General features: G+C 33.3%; 10 protein-coding genes and 1 pseudogene. 10 read left to right on the forward strand and 1 reads right to left on the reverse strand.

Translation table 11 applies throughout. The annotated features are described in order from the left end of the window. Positions 1-159 precede the first annotated feature (159 nt). The 4 genes from rpoB to QO200_RS10745 all read left to right on the forward strand — a co-directional run bounded on the left by rpoB (position 160) and on the right by QO200_RS10745 (position 9434). Positions 160-3972, forward strand: a complete 3813-nt coding sequence (gene rpoB / locus QO200_RS10730) for a DNA-directed RNA polymerase subunit beta (protein ID WP_091084270.1) — start codon at positions 160-162, stop codon at positions 3970-3972. Positions 3973-4208: 236 nt separating this feature from the next. Further along, positions 4209-8519, forward strand: a complete 4311-nt coding sequence (gene rpoC, locus QO200_RS10735) for a DNA-directed RNA polymerase subunit beta' (RefSeq protein WP_371539672.1) — start codon at positions 4209-4211, stop codon at positions 8517-8519. 9 nt (positions 8520-8528) lie between these two features. After that, positions 8529-8840, forward strand: coding sequence for a DUF3467 domain-containing protein (locus QO200_RS10740; RefSeq protein WP_074721347.1), 312 nt, complete (start codon positions 8529-8531; stop codon positions 8838-8840). Between the two features lie 240 nt (positions 8841-9080). Beyond that, on the forward strand, positions 9081-9434 hold the full coding sequence (locus QO200_RS10745) for a hypothetical protein (RefSeq protein WP_371539675.1): 354 nt from the start codon (positions 9081-9083) through the stop codon (positions 9432-9434). Between the two features lie 89 nt (positions 9435-9523). Here QO200_RS10745 and prfC read toward each other — a convergent pair. Then, positions 9524-9916, reverse strand: a pseudogene (gene prfC, locus QO200_RS10750) (peptide chain release factor 3); the annotation flags it as partial. Positions 9917-9987: 71 nt separating this feature from the next. Here prfC and QO200_RS10755 point away from each other — a divergent pair. From QO200_RS10755 to QO200_RS10780, 6 genes are all read left to right on the forward strand, one after another. Continuing rightward, positions 9988-10155 carry a hypothetical protein gene (locus tag QO200_RS10755; protein ID WP_371539677.1) on the forward strand — a complete coding sequence of 56 codons (168 nt, stop codon included), beginning with the start codon at positions 9988-9990 and terminating at the stop codon, positions 10153-10155. Positions 10156-10391: 236 nt separating this feature from the next. Continuing rightward, positions 10392-11027 carry a hypothetical protein gene (locus tag QO200_RS10760; protein ID WP_371539680.1) on the forward strand — a complete coding sequence of 212 codons (636 nt, stop codon included), beginning with the start codon at positions 10392-10394 and terminating at the stop codon, positions 11025-11027. 42 nt (positions 11028-11069) lie between these two features. Next, complete coding sequence (locus QO200_RS10765; protein ID WP_371539682.1) at positions 11070-11402, forward strand: hypothetical protein; 333 nt, start codon at positions 11070-11072, stop codon at positions 11400-11402. 159 nt (positions 11403-11561) lie between these two features. Next, a complete protein-coding gene (locus QO200_RS10770; protein WP_371539684.1) occupies positions 11562-13724 on the forward strand; it encodes a beta-glucosidase in 2163 nt (720 codons plus the stop codon). Between the two features lie 1033 nt (positions 13725-14757). After that, positions 14758-14850, forward strand: a complete 93-nt coding sequence (locus QO200_RS10775) for a hypothetical protein (protein WP_371539686.1) — start codon at positions 14758-14760, stop codon at positions 14848-14850. Positions 14851-15097: 247 nt separating this feature from the next. Further along, on the forward strand, positions 15098-19273 hold the full coding sequence (locus tag QO200_RS10780; RefSeq protein ID WP_371539689.1) for a two-component regulator propeller domain-containing protein: 4176 nt from the start codon (positions 15098-15100) through the stop codon (positions 19271-19273). Positions 19274-19390 lie beyond the last annotated feature (117 nt).

Below are 19390 nucleotides of genomic sequence, written 5' to 3' on the forward strand. Positions count from 1 at the left end.
ACCCATTTTATTCCATTACGAGGAAAAAAAATTGACAGATAATAAGAAAGTAGTTATCTTAAATTGATTTTTAAAGATGTAGTGGTTTTAAAATTAAAGTATAATTAGAAATATTTATACCAATAAAAATTACTTTTATAATCAAAATTTTGTCCATTGATGATTACAAATCAGACCGAAAGATTGAATTTTGCCTCTACAAAAAATATTCCTGCATATCCAGATTTTCTTGATGTTCAGGTTAAATCTTTTCAAGATTTTTTTCAATTAGAAACTAAATCTGATGAAAGAGGCAATGAAGGACTTTATAATACCTTCATGGAAAATTTTCCAATTACAGATACAAGAAATAACTTTGTATTGGAATTCCTTGACTACTTCGTGGATCCACCACGTTATACAATTCAGGAATGTATTGAAAGAGGTTTAACACATAGTGTGCCTTTAAAAGCAAGATTGAAATTGTATTGTACAGATCCAGAGCACGAAGATTTTGAAACTATTGTTCAAGATGTTTATCTTGGTACAATTCCTTACATGACACCAAGCGGTACCTTTGTGATCAACGGAGCTGAACGTGTTGTTGTTTCTCAGCTACATAGATCTCCAGGGGTTTTCTTTGGACAGTCTTTTCATGCTAATGGAACAAAATTATATTCTGCCAGAGTAATTCCTTTTAAAGGTTCATGGATAGAATTTTCTACAGATATTAATAGCGTAATGTACGCTTATATTGATAGAAAGAAAAAGTTACCTGTTACAACTTTATTCCGTGCAATTGGGTTCGAAAGAGACAAGGATATCCTTGAGATTTTTGATCTTGCTGAGGAAATTAAAGTTTCTAAAACAGGACTTAAAAAATATATCGGTAGAAAATTAGCTGCTCGTGTTTTAAATACATGGCATGAAGATTTCGTAGATGAAGATACTGGTGAAGTAGTTTCTATCGAACGTAACGAAATAATCCTTGATAGAGATACAATTATCGATAAAGATAATGTTGAAGAGATCATCGATTCTAATGTTAAATCTATTTTGTTACATAAGGAAGATGCTAATCAAGCTGATTATGCTATCATCCATAACACGTTACAAAAAGATCCAACAAACTCTGAAAAAGAAGCTGTTGAGCATATTTACAGACAATTGCGTAATGCAGAACCGCCTGATGAGGAAACTGCTCGTGGTATTATTGATAAATTATTCTTCTCTGATCAACGTTACAACTTAGGTGAGGTAGGTCGTTATAGAATGAATAAAAAACTTGGTCTTGATATCCCAATGGAAAAGCAAGTGCTTACCAAAGAAGATATCATAACTATCGTTAAGTATTTGATTGAATTAATTAATGCGAAAGCTGATATTGATGATATTGATCACTTATCAAACCGTCGTGTAAGAACAGTTGGAGAACAATTGTCTCAACAATTCGGTGTTGGTTTAGCACGTATGGCTAGAACCATTAGAGAGCGCATGAACGTTAGAGATAACGAGGTGTTTACACCAATAGATTTGATAAATGCTAAAACATTGTCATCTGTTATCAACTCTTTCTTTGGAACAAACCAATTGTCTCAGTTTATGGATCAAACGAATCCACTTGCCGAGATAACACACAAAAGAAGATTATCTGCGCTAGGACCAGGTGGACTTTCGAGAGAGAGAGCTGGATTTGAGGTACGTGATGTTCACTATACGCACTACGGACGTTTATGTCCTATTGAAACACCAGAGGGACCAAACATTGGTTTGATTTCATCTCTTGGAGTTTACGCTAAAGTGAACGGAATGGGTTTCATTGAAACACCTTACCGTAAAGTAACTAATGGAGTTGTTGATTTAGTTTCAACACCTATTTACTTAAGCGCTGAAGAAGAAGAAGGAATGTTGATCTCTCAAGCAAATATTGAGATGGATGATTCTGGAAAAATTCTTGCTGAAAACGTAATTGCACGTCAAGAAGGTGATTTCCCTGTAATTGACCCTACAAAAGTTGATTATGCGGATGTTGCTCCAAATCAAATTGCTTCAATTTCTGCATCTTTAATTCCTTTCTTGGAACATGATGATGCGAATAGAGCGTTGATGGGATCTAACATGATGCGCCAGGCCGTACCATTAATTCGTCCTGAAGCGCCAATCGTTGGAACTGGTTTAGAGCGTCAAGTAGCTTCAGATTCTAGAGTTTTAATTAACGCAGAAGGTGATGGAGTTATAGAATATGTAGATGCAAACATCATTACTATTAAATATGATCGTTCTGAAGAAGAAAGAATGGTTAGTTTTGATTCTGATGAGAAAACATACAATCTAATTAAATTTAGAAAAACCAATCAAGGAACAAGTATCAACCTTAAACCTATCGTAAGAAAAGGGGATAGAGTTGTTCTTGGTCAAGTATTATCAGAAGGATATGCAACTCAAAATGGTGAACTAGCTTTAGGTCGTAACCTAAAAGTAGCGTTTATGCCATGGAAAGGGTATAATTTTGAGGATGCGATTGTTATTTCTGAAAAAGTGGTTCGTGACGATATTTTCACCTCTATTCACGTTGATGATTATTCATTAGAAGTTAGAGATACTAAATTAGGTAACGAGGAATTAACAAATGACATACCAAACGTTTCTGAAGAGGCTACTAAAGACTTAGATGAAAATGGTATGATTAGAATTGGAGCCGAGGTTAAACCTGGTGACATTCTAATTGGAAAAATTACTCCAAAAGGGGAATCAGATCCTACTCCAGAAGAGAAATTGCTTCGTGCAATCTTCGGGGATAAAGCAGGTGATGTAAAAGATGCTTCGTTAAAAGCATCTCCATCTTTACATGGTGTAGTTCTTGACAAAAAACTGTTCGCAAGAGCGGTAAAAGACAAACGCAAACGTACACAAGACAAGGATGCTTTAGGAGCACTTGAAATGGAATACGAAGTGAAGTTTGTTGAATTAAAAGACAAGTTAGTAGAAAAACTTTTCTTGATCGTAAATGGGAAAACATCTCAGGGTGTAATGAATGATTTGGGTGAAGAAGTTTTACCAAAAGGTAAAAAATACACTCAAAAAATGCTTTATGCTGTTGAAGATTTTGCTCACTTAAGTAAAGGTCAATGGGTTGCGGATGACTCAACTAATAAAATGGTGAATGAATTAATTCATAACTATAAAATTAAGTTGAATGATTTACAAGGCGCATTAAGAAGAGAGAAGTTTACAATTTCTGTTGGAGATGAATTACCAGCTGGAATTTTGAAATTAGCTAAAGTATATATTGCCAAAAAACGTAAGTTGAAAGTTGGGGATAAAATGGCTGGACGTCACGGTAACAAAGGTATTGTTGCTCGTATCGTTCGTCATGAAGATATGCCTTTCCTTGAAGACGGAACGCCAGTTGATATTGTGTTGAACCCATTAGGTGTACCTTCACGTATGAACATTGGTCAAATTTATGAAACTGTTCTTGGTTGGGCTGGACAAAACTTGGGTAGAAAATATGCTACTCCAATTTTTGATGGTGCTTCTTTAGACCAAATCAATGAATTGACTGACGAAGCTGGAATACCACGTTTTGGACATACTTACCTTTATGATGGTGGAACTGGAGAGCGTTTTCATCAAGCAGCAACTGTTGGTGTAATTTATATGTTGAAATTAGGACATATGGTTGATGATAAGATGCACGCACGTTCAATCGGGCCATACTCATTAATTACACAACAACCTCTTGGTGGTAAAGCACAATTTGGTGGACAACGTTTTGGAGAGATGGAAGTTTGGGCACTTGAGGCTTATGGAGCATCAAGCACACTAAGAGAAATCTTGACTGTGAAGTCTGATGATGTAATTGGTAGAGCTAAAACTTACGAAGCAATCGTAAAAGGAGAATCTATGCCAGAGCCAGGATTACCTGAATCATTCAATGTATTGATGCATGAATTGAAAGGACTTGGACTTGACATCAGATTAGAAGAATAAATAAAAGTTTGTAGTATGCAGTTTTTAGGTAGAAATACCTGAAAACTGTTTACTCATTTATAAGAGTTTTTAGGATTTAGCCTCGTAAACCGTTCCGATTTTTTATATAGAATAAGTTTTGTATAATTAGCGCTTTAATAAAAGTTTAAAGTTTAGAGAAGTAATCCAGGTAGAAACACAGTACGCTGTGTACTATAATCAATTTTTTAATTGCAATTAAATCAATAGTAAAAACTATGATGAATAATAGAAATAATAATAAAGATAAGAATCCTGTAAAAAGATTCAATAAAATTTCGATAGGACTAGCTTCTCCTGAATCTATCTTGAAAGAATCAAGAGGTGAAGTTTTGAAGCCAGAAACTATCAACTACCGTACGCACAAGCCTGAGCGTGACGGTCTTTTCTGTGAACGAATTTTTGGACCAGTAAAAGATTTTGAATGTGCTTGTGGTAAGTACAAAAGAATTCGCTACAAAGGAATCATTTGTGACCGTTGTGGTGTTGAAGTTACTGAGAAAAAAGTCCGTAGAGACAGAGTAGGTCACATCAACCTTGTTGTGCCAATTGCTCATATCTGGTATTTCCGTTCTCTTCCTAATAAAATTGGATACATACTTGGTCTTCCTTCTAAGAAATTAGATATGATCATTTATTACGAGAGATATGTAGTAATTCAAGCAGGTATTGCAAAAAACGGTGAAGGTGAATCAGTACAAAGATTAGATTTCTTAACAGAAGAAGAATATTTGAATATCTTAGATACTCTTCCTGCAGATAATCAATATCTTGACGATTTTGATCCAAATAAATTTGTTGCCAAAATGGGAGCAGAGTGTATTATGGACTTACTAGCAAGAATTGATCTTGACGAATTGTCTTACCAATTGAGACATAATGCAAACAACGAAACGTCTAAGCAACGTAAAACTGAAGCATTAAAAAGATTACAAGTTGTTGAGTCTTTCCGTGAGTCTAACTTGAACCGTGAGAATCGTCCTGAATGGATGATTATGAAAGTGGTACCAGTTATACCACCGGAATTACGTCCTCTTGTGCCACTTGATGGAGGTCGTTTTGCAACTTCAGATTTAAATGACTTGTACCGTCGTGTAATTATACGTAACAATCGTTTGAAAAGATTAATGGAGATTAAAGCTCCAGAAGTTATCTTGAGAAATGAGAAACGTATGTTGCAAGAATCGGTAGATTCATTGTTTGATAATACAAGAAAAGCATCTGCTGTTAAAACAGAATCAAACAGACCATTAAAATCATTATCTGATTCCCTTAAAGGTAAGCAAGGACGTTTCCGTCAAAACTTACTTGGAAAACGTGTGGATTATTCTGCTCGTTCGGTAATTGTTGTTGGACCTGAATTGAAATTGTTCGAATGTGGTATCCCTAAAGATATGGCAGCCGAATTATACAAGCCTTTTGTTATCCGTAAATTGATAGAAAGAGGAATTGTAAAAACTGTAAAATCAGCTAAAAAAATAATAGACAAAAAAGAGCCTGTAGTTTGGGACATCCTTGAAAATGTAATTAAAGGACATCCAATATTACTGAATCGTGCTCCTACTTTGCACAGATTAGGTATTCAAGCATTCCAACCAAAATTAATTGAAGGAAAAGCAATCCAATTGCACCCTTTAGTTTGTACTGCATTTAATGCGGATTTTGATGGGGATCAAATGGCGGTACATTTACCATTAGGACCAGAAGCTATTCTTGAAGCACAATTATTAATGTTGGCTTCTCATAACATTCTGAATCCTGCAAATGGTGCGCCAATTACAGTACCTTCTCAGGATATGGTCTTGGGTCTATATTATATGACCAAAGAACGTTTGTCAACTCCAGAAAAGAAAATTTTAGGTCAAGATTTGACTTTCTATTCTGCAGAAGAAGTTAATATAGCTTTAAACGAAGGAAGATTAGAATTGAATGCTAGAGTGAGAATTAGAGCAAAAGATTTTAATGATGCTGGAGAATTAGTGTTTAAAATTATTCAAACTACTGCTGGGCGTGTGATCTTTAATGAGGTTGTACCAGAAGCAGCAGGATATATCAATGATGTATTAACTAAGAAAAACCTTAGAGATATTATCGGACATGTATTAAATTCAACTAGTGTACCGGAAACGGCTGCCTTCTTGGATAACATGAAAGATATGGGGTACAAATTTGCCTTTAAAGGTGGATTGTCATTCTCATTAGGGGATATTAGAATTCCAGATCAAAAACCAAAATTAATCGCAGATGCCAGAGAGCAAGTTGAAGGTATTTCTGTGAATTATAACATGGGTCTTATTACAAATAACGAACGTTACAACCAAGTTATTGATGTTTGGACTTCTGCCAATGCTCAATTGACAGAATTGGCAATGAAAAACATTAGAGAAGACCAACAAGGTTTCAACTCGGTGTATATGATGCTTGATTCTGGAGCAAGGGGTTCCAAAGAACAAATTCGTCAGTTAACTGGTATGCGTGGTTTGATGGCTAAGCCTAAAAAATCTACTGCTGGTGGTGGTGAAATTATTGAGAATCCAATTCTTTCTAACTTTAAAGAAGGTCTTTCTATCCTTGAGTACTTTATCTCTACTCACGGTGCGCGTAAAGGTCTTGCGGATACTGCCTTGAAAACGGCGGATGCAGGATATTTAACAAGAAGACTGCATGATGTTTCTCAAGATGTTATTGTTAACATCGAAGATTGTGGAACATTAAGAGGTGTTGAAGTTTCAGCATTGAAAAAGAATGAAGAAATTGTTGAATCATTAGGAGAAAGAATCTTAGGACGTGTTGCATTGCAAGATGTAATAAATCCTTTAACTAATGAAGTTTTAGTTGAATCTGGACAACAAATTACTGAGGCAATAATGAAAACTATCGACGCTTCTCCAATCGAGAAAGTTGAAGTTCGTTCTCCTCTTGTATGTGAAGCGTTGAAAGGTATTTGCGCTAAATGTTACGGTAGAAACTTAGCTACTGGAAAAATGACACAAAGAGGTGAGGCAGTAGGAGTTATTGCAGCACAATCTATTGGTGAGCCAGGAACACAGTTAACATTACGTACCTTCCACGTTGGAGGGGTAGCGGGTGGTATCTCTGAGGAATCAAGTATCATAACAAAATTCAAGGGTAAACTTGAAATTGAAGATTTAAAAACTGTTAAAGGTGAAGACGGTGAAGGAAATGCCGTTGATATCGTTGTATCTCGTTCAACTGAGTTAAAATTAGTTGATGAGAAAACTGGAATTCTTTTAAACACACATAATATTCCTTACGGATCAAGTATTTTTGTGAAAGATGGTCAGTCAGTTGAAAAAGGTGAAGTTATCTGTAAATGGGATCCATATAATGGAGTTATTGTTTCTGAATTCACTGGTAAAATTGCTTACGAAGAATTAGAGCAAGGTCAATCATTCATGGTTGAAATTGATGAGCAAACTGGTTTCCAAGAAAAAGTAATTTCTGAGTCTAGAGCTAAAAAATTAATTCCTACTTTATTAGTTTATGGTAAAGATGGTGAATTGATTCGTTCTTATAACTTACCTGTTGGAGCCCACTTGATGGTTGAAAATGGTGAGAAAATTAAAGCAGGTAAAGTATTGGTGAAAATTCCACGTCGTTCTTCTAAATCAGGAGATATTACAGGAGGTTTACCTAGAATTACTGAATTGCTTGAAGCTCGTAACCCTTCTAACCCAGCTGTAGTTTCAGAAATTGATGGTGTTGTTTCTTTTGGAAAAATTAAAAGAGGTAACCGTGAGATTATTATCGAATCTAAATTTGGTGATGTTAGAAAGTATCTAGTTAAACTTTCAAGTCAAATTCTTGTTCAAGAGAATGACTTCGTTAGAGCTGGTGTACCATTGTCTGATGGAGCAATTACTCCAGAAGATATTTTGAGAATTAAAGGACCTGCTGCTGTTCAACAGTACTTGGTAAATGAAATTCAAGAAGTATACCGTCTACAAGGGGTGAAAATTAATGATAAGCACTTTGAGGTAGTAATACGTCAAATGATGCGTAAAGTTAGAGTTCAAGATCCAGGAGACACCTTGTTCTTAGAAGATCAATTGATTCACACTAAAGATTTTATCCTTCAAAACGATAAATTATATGGTATGAAAGTAATTGAGGATGCTGGTGATTCAGCTAACTTGAAAGAAGGTCAAATCGTTTCTCCACGTGAGTTACGTGATGAAAACTCATTATTGAAACGTAACGATAAAAATATTGTTGTAGCTCGTGATGTTATCACTGCAACTGGTACTCCGGTTTTACAAGGTATCACAAGAGCATCGCTACAAACAAAATCATTTATCTCTGCGGCTTCTTTCCAAGAGACTACTAAAGTATTAAACGAAGCTGCTGTTGCAGGTAAGATTGACTACTTAGAAGGATTGAAAGAAAATGTAATTGTAGGACATAGAATTCCTGCAGGAACAGGTATGAGAGAATACGATCATACAATTGTAGGTTCTAAGGAAGATTACAATGACATGATGGCAAACAAAGAGGAATATATTTATTAATAATCAGATATGAGTAATTCTAATCAACAACAGGAGCAGATTAATATTGAATTGGATGAGAAAACAGCAGAAGGAATTTATTCTAACTTAGCTATTATTAATCATTCGTCATCAGAATTTGTTCTCGATTTTGTAAGTATCATGCCTGGTATTCCTAAAGCCAAAGTGAAATCAAGAATTGTCTTGACACCGCAACACGCCAAAAGGTTATTGAAGGCAATAGGAGAGAATATTCATCGTTTTGAACAAGCCCATGGCGAAATTAAAGACACTGAACAACCTCCAATACCTCTAAATTTTGGTCCGGCAGGACAAGCATAATTGTATATTAAAAGGCTCCAGAAATGGAGCCTTTTTTTTGTGCTATGTTTTCATATTTTTATAGTGATTAGCTATATTTTTTGGTATTATAGCCCCATAAATGCTTTTATAAGTGTGTTTTCTGTAGGTAAACGAGTTTTATGGCTGTTTATCGAAAATATTTTATAGAAGGGTATTGATACGATACTTTTGTCAAAGAAGTAAAGATAATTTTTATCTTTTTCTAAAATAAAGCCCTTTATGAACAACTTTTCTAAACGTAACGACTCTAAAAATTCAGCAACTATTTTCTTAATGTTTATTTTTGTTTTAGTATCAAGTGTTTCAGGATTTAGTCAAACTTCAGAAAATAAAGAAGTTGTATCTACTACAAATAATATCGCTACTACTGAAGTAAAAGAAGATAATAAGTCGACATCAAATGTTGAATTTGTTCTTTGGTTCATGGGTTCAAAGCAAGATCCTAATAGTACAATTTCTACTGAAGGAATCAATACAAAGAAGCAAATTATGACTTCTGGATTAGCGCCTAATCGTTTGCTAATTAAAGCTTTTTTAAAGAAAGCCGTTAACTTTGAAAGTGCAGTAGCTTAAAATAAGATTTTAAATCAAATTTTTGTAACCACAAAAAAAAACGCTAATTTTTAAATTAGCGTTTTTTTTATATTCAATTTTAAAAGATATTATTCAAATTCTGATGTAAAAAATAATTTCACACTTGGATATTTGTTTTGCGTCATTTTAATTGTAAAATCTGAATCAGCAAGGAAAACTAATTGACCAGATTTGTCTTTTGCCAAGAATTTTTGTTTATTACGTTTGAATTCTTTAAACTCATCATTCTTTGCACCATCTGGCTTTACCCAGCACGCTTTATGTACTGGAAAGTTCTCATAGGTACATTTAGCTCCATATTCATGTTCTAAACGGTATTGGATAACCTCATACTGAAGCGCTCCTACCGTTCCGATTATTTTTCGGTTATTCATTTCAAGAGTAAATAATTGCGCTACACCTTCATCCATTAATTGGTCAATCCCTTTGTCAAGCTGTTTTGCTTTCATGGGATTAGCATGTTGTCTGCATTGTTGATAAACCGGATGTCCACGAATTATAAAACTATAATTTTTTTTCTGATAAAATATTCATGGAAAATGGACAAGGTTGGAATTGGATTCATGTCCTTGTCTCACATAGAAATGGGGTAGAAAAAAATGTGTTACCCTTTTATTTACCACAAGTCGCCTCTAAAAATCAAACCCTTGGTTTGAGTAATAAAAATGAAGTAGGTTCTAGAATCATGGTAGAATGTTGAACCAATTTATATCAGAACCTTCAAGTTACCTTCGAATAATGAATTAAAACAGCATTTTTACCATTGAATGCTCGATTTGTATCATTCATCTTTCTGCTAAAATATTAAATTTAACCGATATTATTTTAACAAAAGGAGAGCTAAAAAGGTTCCATATTTAAGTTGTTTGTTTAAGAAATTTAAACAGCCTTTAAATAAAACATCATCACCATTTAGAAATTTAAAACTTATAGTTTATGAGACACCCTTTATTTAAAATTTTAGCACTAATTATATTCATATATTCATGCAAATCGGACAAAACGGATCGTCCTATTGTAGAAGTCCTATCAAGCGAAAAGACAATTAATATGGATTCGATAAGCAGTAATGTTTATAAAATGACTCATAATAGTTCATTAAAGCTTTCTGCAGAAAATCAATCAATTTTTTTAGAAGCTTATTATAAGAAAGAGAAAGGTCTTGGTTACTCTTTAGGCCATACAATTATATATAGTTGCGATTTTTCAAAGGCAAGCTATATTATTGTTGAAGAAGGCGATTCAGTATTAAAAACGTTCAACATAGATCACGATAGAAAACATAGGCTTCCATTCACAAAAAAAGCTAGTCAGGTCGCAGGAGGCAAACTGACCCTGTACGCTAGTAGATGGATCTCAGCTGCCTTCATGAAGTCCAACAACAACGTGTTAAAAGGCGGAAATCTGCTTCCTGAGCTGTACCAGCCTAGGGCCAATTACTATGCCAATTTCATTGAACCTTCCGAAGCAGAAAGTGTCCCTATTTGGGGATTGACCATCCAAAACGTAACGATGGCGGTCAGCGTTGGGAATCTTGTGTTTATACAGCCGAGGAGGAGCGCGATCTCTTAAAGAATTACTCAGGGCTTACCCTGGAGAAAGAAAGTTTGGGGCATGAGTTTCCATTGCTATGAACATTGGAACGACGGTATACCGATGTTTGATGCAGTAAAAAATGTAAAGGAAACGTATCCTGACAAGAATCTGATTTTTACAGAGGAATGCAATGAAGCATACAATTTAGAGCGGTTGAACAGAGAATACCCAACATTGGCGGAGCGATATGGAAGATCCATGACTAATTATTTTAATAACGGTACGGTTGCCTGGTCGGGTTGGAATATCCTTTTAGACCAAATAGCTGGGACAAAACATGTTGGTAACTTGTGCTTCTCCCCTGTTCATGGTAATACCCAAACAGGAGAATTAACATTTACGAACTCATAATATATACTTATTCTTTTTTATGTTAATAAAAGATATAAGTCAAAAGTCGTGTTTTAATATAAGTTGATATTTATCCTTGTAGGATATAAATTATTATAATCATTTAACCTTTATGCTGTAAATTTAATTGCAGTATATAAAATTTTAAAAATTATTTTTATGAAAAAAATAGCACATTTCGTCCTTATTTGTACAGTAATTGGTTCATGTACAAAATCAATAAGTCAAGAATATAAAACCGAAACCATATTTCAACCTTTTAAACCTCCTATTGCCTATAATGATGCCAAGGAACAAGCCTTGAAAATTGTAAGTCAGATGACCATTGATGAGAAAATTTCATTGATTGGTGGTCATAACACCTTTTTCACTAAAGGGTTTGAAAAATTTAAAGTACCAGCCATGTATCTCTCAGATGCCACTCAGGGAGTAAACATTCGACGTCATCTCGATGATCAACTTGAAAAATCGGTTGCTTTTCCAAGTCCAATAGCCTTAGCAAGTACTTGGAATAAGGAGTTGGCAGGTAATTATGCGAAATCTATTGGTGAAGAATGTAGAGTTGGTGAAATTGCGGTGCTTCTAGGACCAGGAATGAATATTTACCGTATATCACAAAATGGTAGAAACTTTGAGTACTTTGGAGAAGATCCATACCTAGCTGCTCGAATGATAGAGAATTATGTGGTTGGAATGCAAGAGACAGGTACTATGGCTACTTTAAAACACTTTGTAGCCAATAATACAGACTACAAGAGAAGAACATCGAATTCAGTAGTCGATAAAAGGACTTTACACGAAATATATTTACCAGCGTTCGAAGCTGGAGTCAATGCAGGCGTTATGGCGGTAATGACATCTTATAATTTGGTAAATGGAGAATATGCCGGACAAAACAAGGAAGTAATTACAGGACTTTTACGTGAGAGTTTAGGTTTTAAAGGGATTGTCATGAGTGATTGGTGGTCTGTATATGATTCCGAAAAAGTCATTAAATCAGGACTTGATCTTGATATGCCTGGAGAACCAAGAGCTGAATATCCTGACTATATGAAGAAAGATGAATTTTTCTTACGCACTTCAGCAAAAAGACTTTTGAAAGAAGGAAAAGTAAAAGAAGAAGATATCAACAGAATGGTGACCAACATTCTTACAACAGAAATTTCAATGGGACTGCTTGAGCGACCAATAAAAGACACTTCTTACTTAAAAAACTTTGACCAACATGTAGAAGTAGCCTTGCAAACTGGAAGAGAAAGTATTGTACTTCTTAAAAACAAACATGTTTTACCTATTGATAAAACAGCCAAAATTTCGATTTTACTCACTGGTGAATATGCAGATAAAATTCCCCATGGAGGAGGTGCTGCAGAGGTTGTTGGTTACAACAATACAACCATGCTAACAGCCCTTAAAGAAATTTATGGTACAAAAGTAACTTATATAGAAAACCCAACGGACGAAGATTTAAAAACTGCTAGTCATGTGATTTATAGCACAGGAACATTTGATTCTGAAGGATGGGATCATCCATTTAATTTTTCAAAAAATATTAATAAAGAAATTAAACATATTGCTTCATTAAATAAGAACACTATTGTATCTGTTAGCTCTGGGAGCGGTATGAATATGAGCGAATGGAATGATACTATTGCTGGATTATTGTATAGCTGGTATCCAGGTCAAATTGGATTTAAAGGTTTTGCGGAAATTATAGCAGGTATCACAAATCCATCTGCCAAATTACCAATTACTATTGAGAAAAAATTTGAAGATTCACCTGGATATGGTTATATACCTACAGGTAAAAAATTATATACCGGTTGGGATGAAGATCATAGAATTATAGACCCAATAACCGATGTGAAGTATAACGAAGGTGTATTTGTTGGTTACCGTTGGTACGAAAATAAAAATATTAAGCCGCTTTACGCATTTGGTTTTGGCTTGTCATACACAACATATGAATACAGTAACTTACTGTTAGAAAACAAATCGATTAAAGCGGGCAAAAAACTTAACTTGAAAATCGACATTGCAAATAATGGTACCGTTGATGGTAAAGAAGTTGTTCAGTTGTATGTGCGCGATGTTAAATCATCGGTTGCACGCCCCTTAAAAGAACTTAAGGATTTTCAGAAAGTTCAATTAGCTGCAGGTGATAAACAGACTATATATTTCACATTAACTGAGAGAGATTTTGCTTTTTGGGATGTAGAAACGGAAGATTGGAAAGTGGAACCTGGTCAGTTTGAAATACTAGTAGGTGCAGCTTCAGATAATATTTTAGCACGTGCTAAACTTGAAATAACCAAAGAATAACATAACAACACTTATAAACAAAAGTATATAAATATAATAGCTGGGGGTGTGGTAAAATAAAAAAGCTTAGCCCTCTTGAGCTACCTTGTAACTTGACAAGAAAGCACCACGCAATCGGCTACTATTTTTATATTAAACTTTGTAAAACATTACCAAAACGAATGAAATAATTTATAGCCAACTTCGAACGCTATAACGAATATGCATTACTTAAGGAATATTTGAGATGAAGTTAAGGTTACAATGTCGATAAAGTAGATTACACATTTTTAACTCGTTAATTTAACTCATATATTTTACGTACGGAAAAGAAAAAAAAGCAGAATACATGGAATACGCTCTTGTTCGTGGTGTTGCATCAGTAATAGGCAAGGATGAGAGATATCCGAACGGAACTTTTAAAACAATAATTTAAGCATTTTCTAGAACGAGGTCTAGATTTGAACAACTATTTCATGAGTACTATCAATTTAGATATATCACCTTGCTTATATGAAATAAAGAAGCTGAAACATTTTTTCAAGAAAATAGATTGATCGGATTTTATTCCTCCGGAGAATTTTTTCTTTTTTTGATGCTTCCCTTCATTATAATCATAAAACCTATAAAGGATTAGTTTATATGCCCGATCCCAACACCAAAGAAAATCATATTCAAAAGCCGAACATACTAGAATTGATCTTTCCAAAAATACAAAGCTTGGAATATGCTGCCATAATCATCATTGAACTTAAAATAGACCTAATTGATATAATTGACTAGTAAACAATAGTAAGTTTAATAGTTTATACTTTAGAGATAAATTGATAAAAAAAATAAAAACGTTTTACAACATTGTGTATAAGTAATAGCGGGTTAAGTTATTCAATACAAATCTATACACGTACGAAAGTTCAGTACAAGACTAAGAAGATAAGTATACCAAAGAGCCCCACAAGGCTTTTTTTTAGCGAAAAAGATGAAGAGGTTCTAGCTAGTTCAACAAAATTTTATTGGCTCATTTTCCTTATCAAAGACCCCCATAGTTTGGGTAGTGTTATCTGAAATGTTTCCAAATAAAATTAGAAGTGTAGCTGTGTCTGAGGCAGTAGCTACGCAGAGGCTGGAAATTATATGGTATCACTAATCATTTCCAATGGTAACAGCTAGTGAGCTAAACAATAATGACTTTTGGAATGGATCTTACCTTACTTCATTTTAGTGCTTTCAGCCTACTAATAATAGAATTCACCTATAAATTTATTCCATAAACAAAAGGGAATTTACTCGAAGAAATTGAAGCTATTTGGGAAGTCTAAAATATTTATAATTAAAAAGTTGTAAAAGTTGTAATTTTACCTAAGTTAGGTTTTAAGGGATAATATTATTATTTTATGAAAAAGATTTTTTATTTTTTTGTTGGCTATTTGTTTCTAGTTGGTACCAGTACTTGGTCTCAAGAACCCGAGCAGAAATATCAATTTGTTACTATAAAAGCGATTGTTTCTAAAATTGGTGTAAATACCATTATTCAAGATCATTATGGCTTTATATGGATGGGTACTAATGGTGGGGGTTTAAACAGATTTGATGGGATTAATTATACATCCTATACAAAAAGTTTAGACGATTCTAATTCATTAAGCAATAATACAATTCATTGTTCTTATAAAGACACTAAAAATAGATTATGGTTTGGCTCCGATGGAGGACTTAACTTATACAATCGCGAAAAGGATCAATTTAAAAGAATTTCTTTATCTGAATTCAAAGTTAGCAAAACAAAAGTTTCGGTTAGAAGTTTGATGGGTGATCATAATGGGAATTTGTTTGTAGGCACTTTTGAATTGGGATTGTTCAAGATTAATTTGGCTACTTTTAAAGTCGAAAAAATAGTAAGTCAAGAGCATCACAATGCTACTCCCTTAACGATTCATTCATTACAATCGGACTCTAATGGAAAAATATATGCAGGTACCGATAAAGGTCTTAAAGAATTTGATCCAAAAACAAATAGTCTAAAGTTTTCAAAATTCAAAACTGAGGAAGGTATTGAGATTATTAATGATCCAATTCAAAAATTGTTGATAGCCAATAATAATTTATGGGTGGGAACCATGTCAACAGGGTTGTTTAAAATAAATAGTATTAATAATAAAAAAAATCAATTAGTTACGATTAAACATTTTTTGCTTACAAAAAATCGTTTTATGTCAATCATTAATTTATCCGACGGGACTTTAATGTGTGGTATTGAAAATGACGGATTAATTCATATAAACGATAATGGCTCTGTTATAAATCATTATACATCTAAAAAAACAGATGCTAAGGGTCTATTGTGTAACTCTATATGGTCTTTGTTTTTAGATCATAACGAACGTATATGGGTTGGCTATCATAATGCAGGGGTGGCGATTTATGATAAGCTAAATGATAAGTTCAAGGATATAGAAAGTTTATATAATGACTCTAATTCGTTGCAGATTGGTTCTGTAACATCCATTGTAAAAGATCCATTGGGAAATTTTTGGATTGGTTTAGATGGTGGAGGTATTGATGTTTTAAATCCTAAATTAAATAAATTTACACATATTAATTCCGCAGAAAGCAAGGTGTTTTCAGGATTAACTAATGATTATATTGAAGCCTTATTTGTAGACAGTAATCAAAATATTTGGGCTGGAAGTTGGGGCAATGGCCTGTATGTATTAAAGAAAGGATCTAAAAAATTCATTAATTATACTATAAAAAACACTAATGGAGATTTAGGCTCTAATTACATATTTAGCATTACAGAAGACTTAGATGGAACTATTTGGTTTTCAAGTTGGGATAAAGGCCTAAATTCATACAATCCAGATACACATAAATTTGTTCATCATAAATCTGAACCTTTTGTAAAAAGCGGAATATCAGATAGTTTTTCAAGAAAAGTATTGGTTGATAAGCAAGGCAATATATGGTTAACAACCACAGATAAAGGCCTGTTTAAAATAAAAAAATTAATAGACGGCAGCTTTTCTATTGTTTCAATGGCTTTTAGAATGTCTGAAAAGTTTAATAATTATGCAACAGCTAATCATATTTTGTCCTTGTACGAAAGTTCAGATGGCTCAATTTGGATTGGAACAAGAGGCGCTGGTTTATGTAAATACAATCCTAATACGGATAAATTTACGTGGTATAATAAACAAAAAGGATTAGAAGCTATAAATATAACTGGTATTATTGAAGATTTAAAAGGGAATATTTGGCTTAGTACAAATTCGGGAATTACAAAATTTAATAGTGCGACCAGCAGGTTTACAACGTTCACAAAGGATGACGGGCTACTTTCAAACGATTTTAACACTAATGCTACTTTTAGAGATAATAACGGAACTATTTATTTCGGAAATTATCTTGGCATAGATTATTTTGATCCTTCAAACATTAGTGTTAACGCAATTTTACCATCATTATATTTAACTGATTTTAAATTATTCAATCAAAGTGTTCTTGCTGATCAAAAAGATTCTCCGCTTACTAGTGTTATTGGAGAAACAAAAAATCTTACTTTAAATCATACCCAATCTGTATTTACTATTGAATATACAGGTATAAACTATACAAGACCAGAATTAAACCAATACGCCTATTATTTAGAGGGACTAGAAGACTCTTGGAATTATGTTGGTAGTTTAAAAAGTGCTACCTATACAAACTTAGAACCTGGAAACTATACTTTTAAATTAAAAGTGGCAAATAGTGATGGAAAATGGACAGAAACGCCATTAACTTTAAAGATAACCGTTTTACCACCTTGGTGGAAGTCAAATATGGCTTGGTTCTCTTATTTTGTTTTGTTAGTTTTTGGGGGGTATCATTTTAATAGATTTATGCTTAATAGATTGGATCGAAAAAAAACACTAATTCTAGAACAAAGTAAAAGATTACAAGAAAAGGCCTTAAATGAGCAAAAGTTTCAGTTTTTCACTAATATATCACATGAATTTAGAACGCCTCTTACATTAATAATGAACCCTATTATTGATATTATTAGAGATGATAGTTTGAATCTTCCTGCTAGGATAAGAGAAAAACACAATATTATATATAAAAACACAGATAGACTTTATAGATTAATAAATGAACTTTTAGATTTTAGAAAACTAGAGTTAAATAAAACGAGAGTTAGTGCAACGCAATTTAATTTAGTCGACTTTACCAAAGACGTTGCAAGCTATTTTAAAGAAGAAGCGATAACAAATAACATTGATCTTAATATAGACGCAGACGTAATGGATATTCCTGTATGGGGTGATGAAAAGATGTTAGAAAAAATTATTTTCAATATTTTATCAAATGCCATAAAAACAACCCCAAAAGGAGGTACTATCAATATTGATCTTCAAGCTACAGACAAGCTATTTATATTACCATTAGTAAGCAATACAGAACCCATTAAGGTTGTTGAAATTAGTATTTCAGATACTGGTGTAGGTATAGATCAAGAAGAAGTGGAAAAGATTTTTGAACGTTTTTATCAAGCTAAAAACTTAAATAATGGTTACTATGGGGGCACTGGTATAGGCTTAGAGGTGGTTAGAGAATTTGTTAATCTGCATAAAGGCAAGATTGAAGTAGAAAGCGAGGTTGGAAAAGGAAGTAAATTCAAAATTATACTACCCGCAGGAAAATCGCATTTTAATGAGAGTGAAATAGCAACAGAAAAGGGAGAGCAACAATTTAAAAATGAAAATTTTACTCCTACAAACGCTCCAATAGAAAACGAAAAAACTAGTACCGAAAATCAAAGCAGTAATAAATATACCTTGCTTATAGTAGAAGATAATGCTGAACTTAGAGATTATTTACAAAATGAGCTTGGAAATGATTACAAAGTTTTAACAGCCGAGAATGGAAAAAAAGGATTAGAAATAGCAAAAGAATTGCTCCCAGATATTATTGTAACCGATGTTATAATGCCCGAAATGAATGGCTTCGACTTTTGTAAAAATATAAAGACGGATATAAGAACAAGTCATATTCCTTTATTAATGCTTACAGCTAAAACTACAATTGATGATAGAATGGAAGGTATTGAATTAGGAGCAGATGCTTATATGGCAAAACCTTTTGATATGAGGTTGTTAAGATTACGTTTAAAACAACTAATAACAAGCAGGCAATTAATTTTTAATAAATACTTTAGTCTAATTACTGAGGTCCCAGCAAATATTAATACGACTTCTTTAGATAAAGAATTTATAGAGAAAGTTTTAAGCTTCATCAATGATAATATTGGTAACCCAGATTTAAACGTAGAAATACTTGCTTCGCAATTAAATTTAAGTAAAAGTCAATTTTATAGAAAAATTAAGGCACTCACAAACCAAACTGCTAATGAGTTTTTGAGAAATATCAGACTTCAAAAGGCAAAACAAATTATTGAAAAAGGAAATACTAACATAAGTGAAGTTTGTTACGAAATAGGATTTTCTTCACCCTCTTATTTTACAAAGTGTTTTAAAAGTCATTTTGGATTATTGCCATCAGAAGTTAAAATCAAAAAATATGAGTTCTGATGATTTGTTTAGTCGATTAGAAATCTAGTGTGGATTCCTTATTTCAAACAGAGTATGTACGCTATTCTAAATAGAGTAAGTTAAAATAGATTTGTAAATAAAAACGACACTCTCCAT

Source organism: Flavobacterium sp. Arc3, assembly GCF_041431375.1.
Taxonomy (GTDB): domain Bacteria; phylum Bacteroidota; class Bacteroidia; order Flavobacteriales; family Flavobacteriaceae; genus Flavobacterium.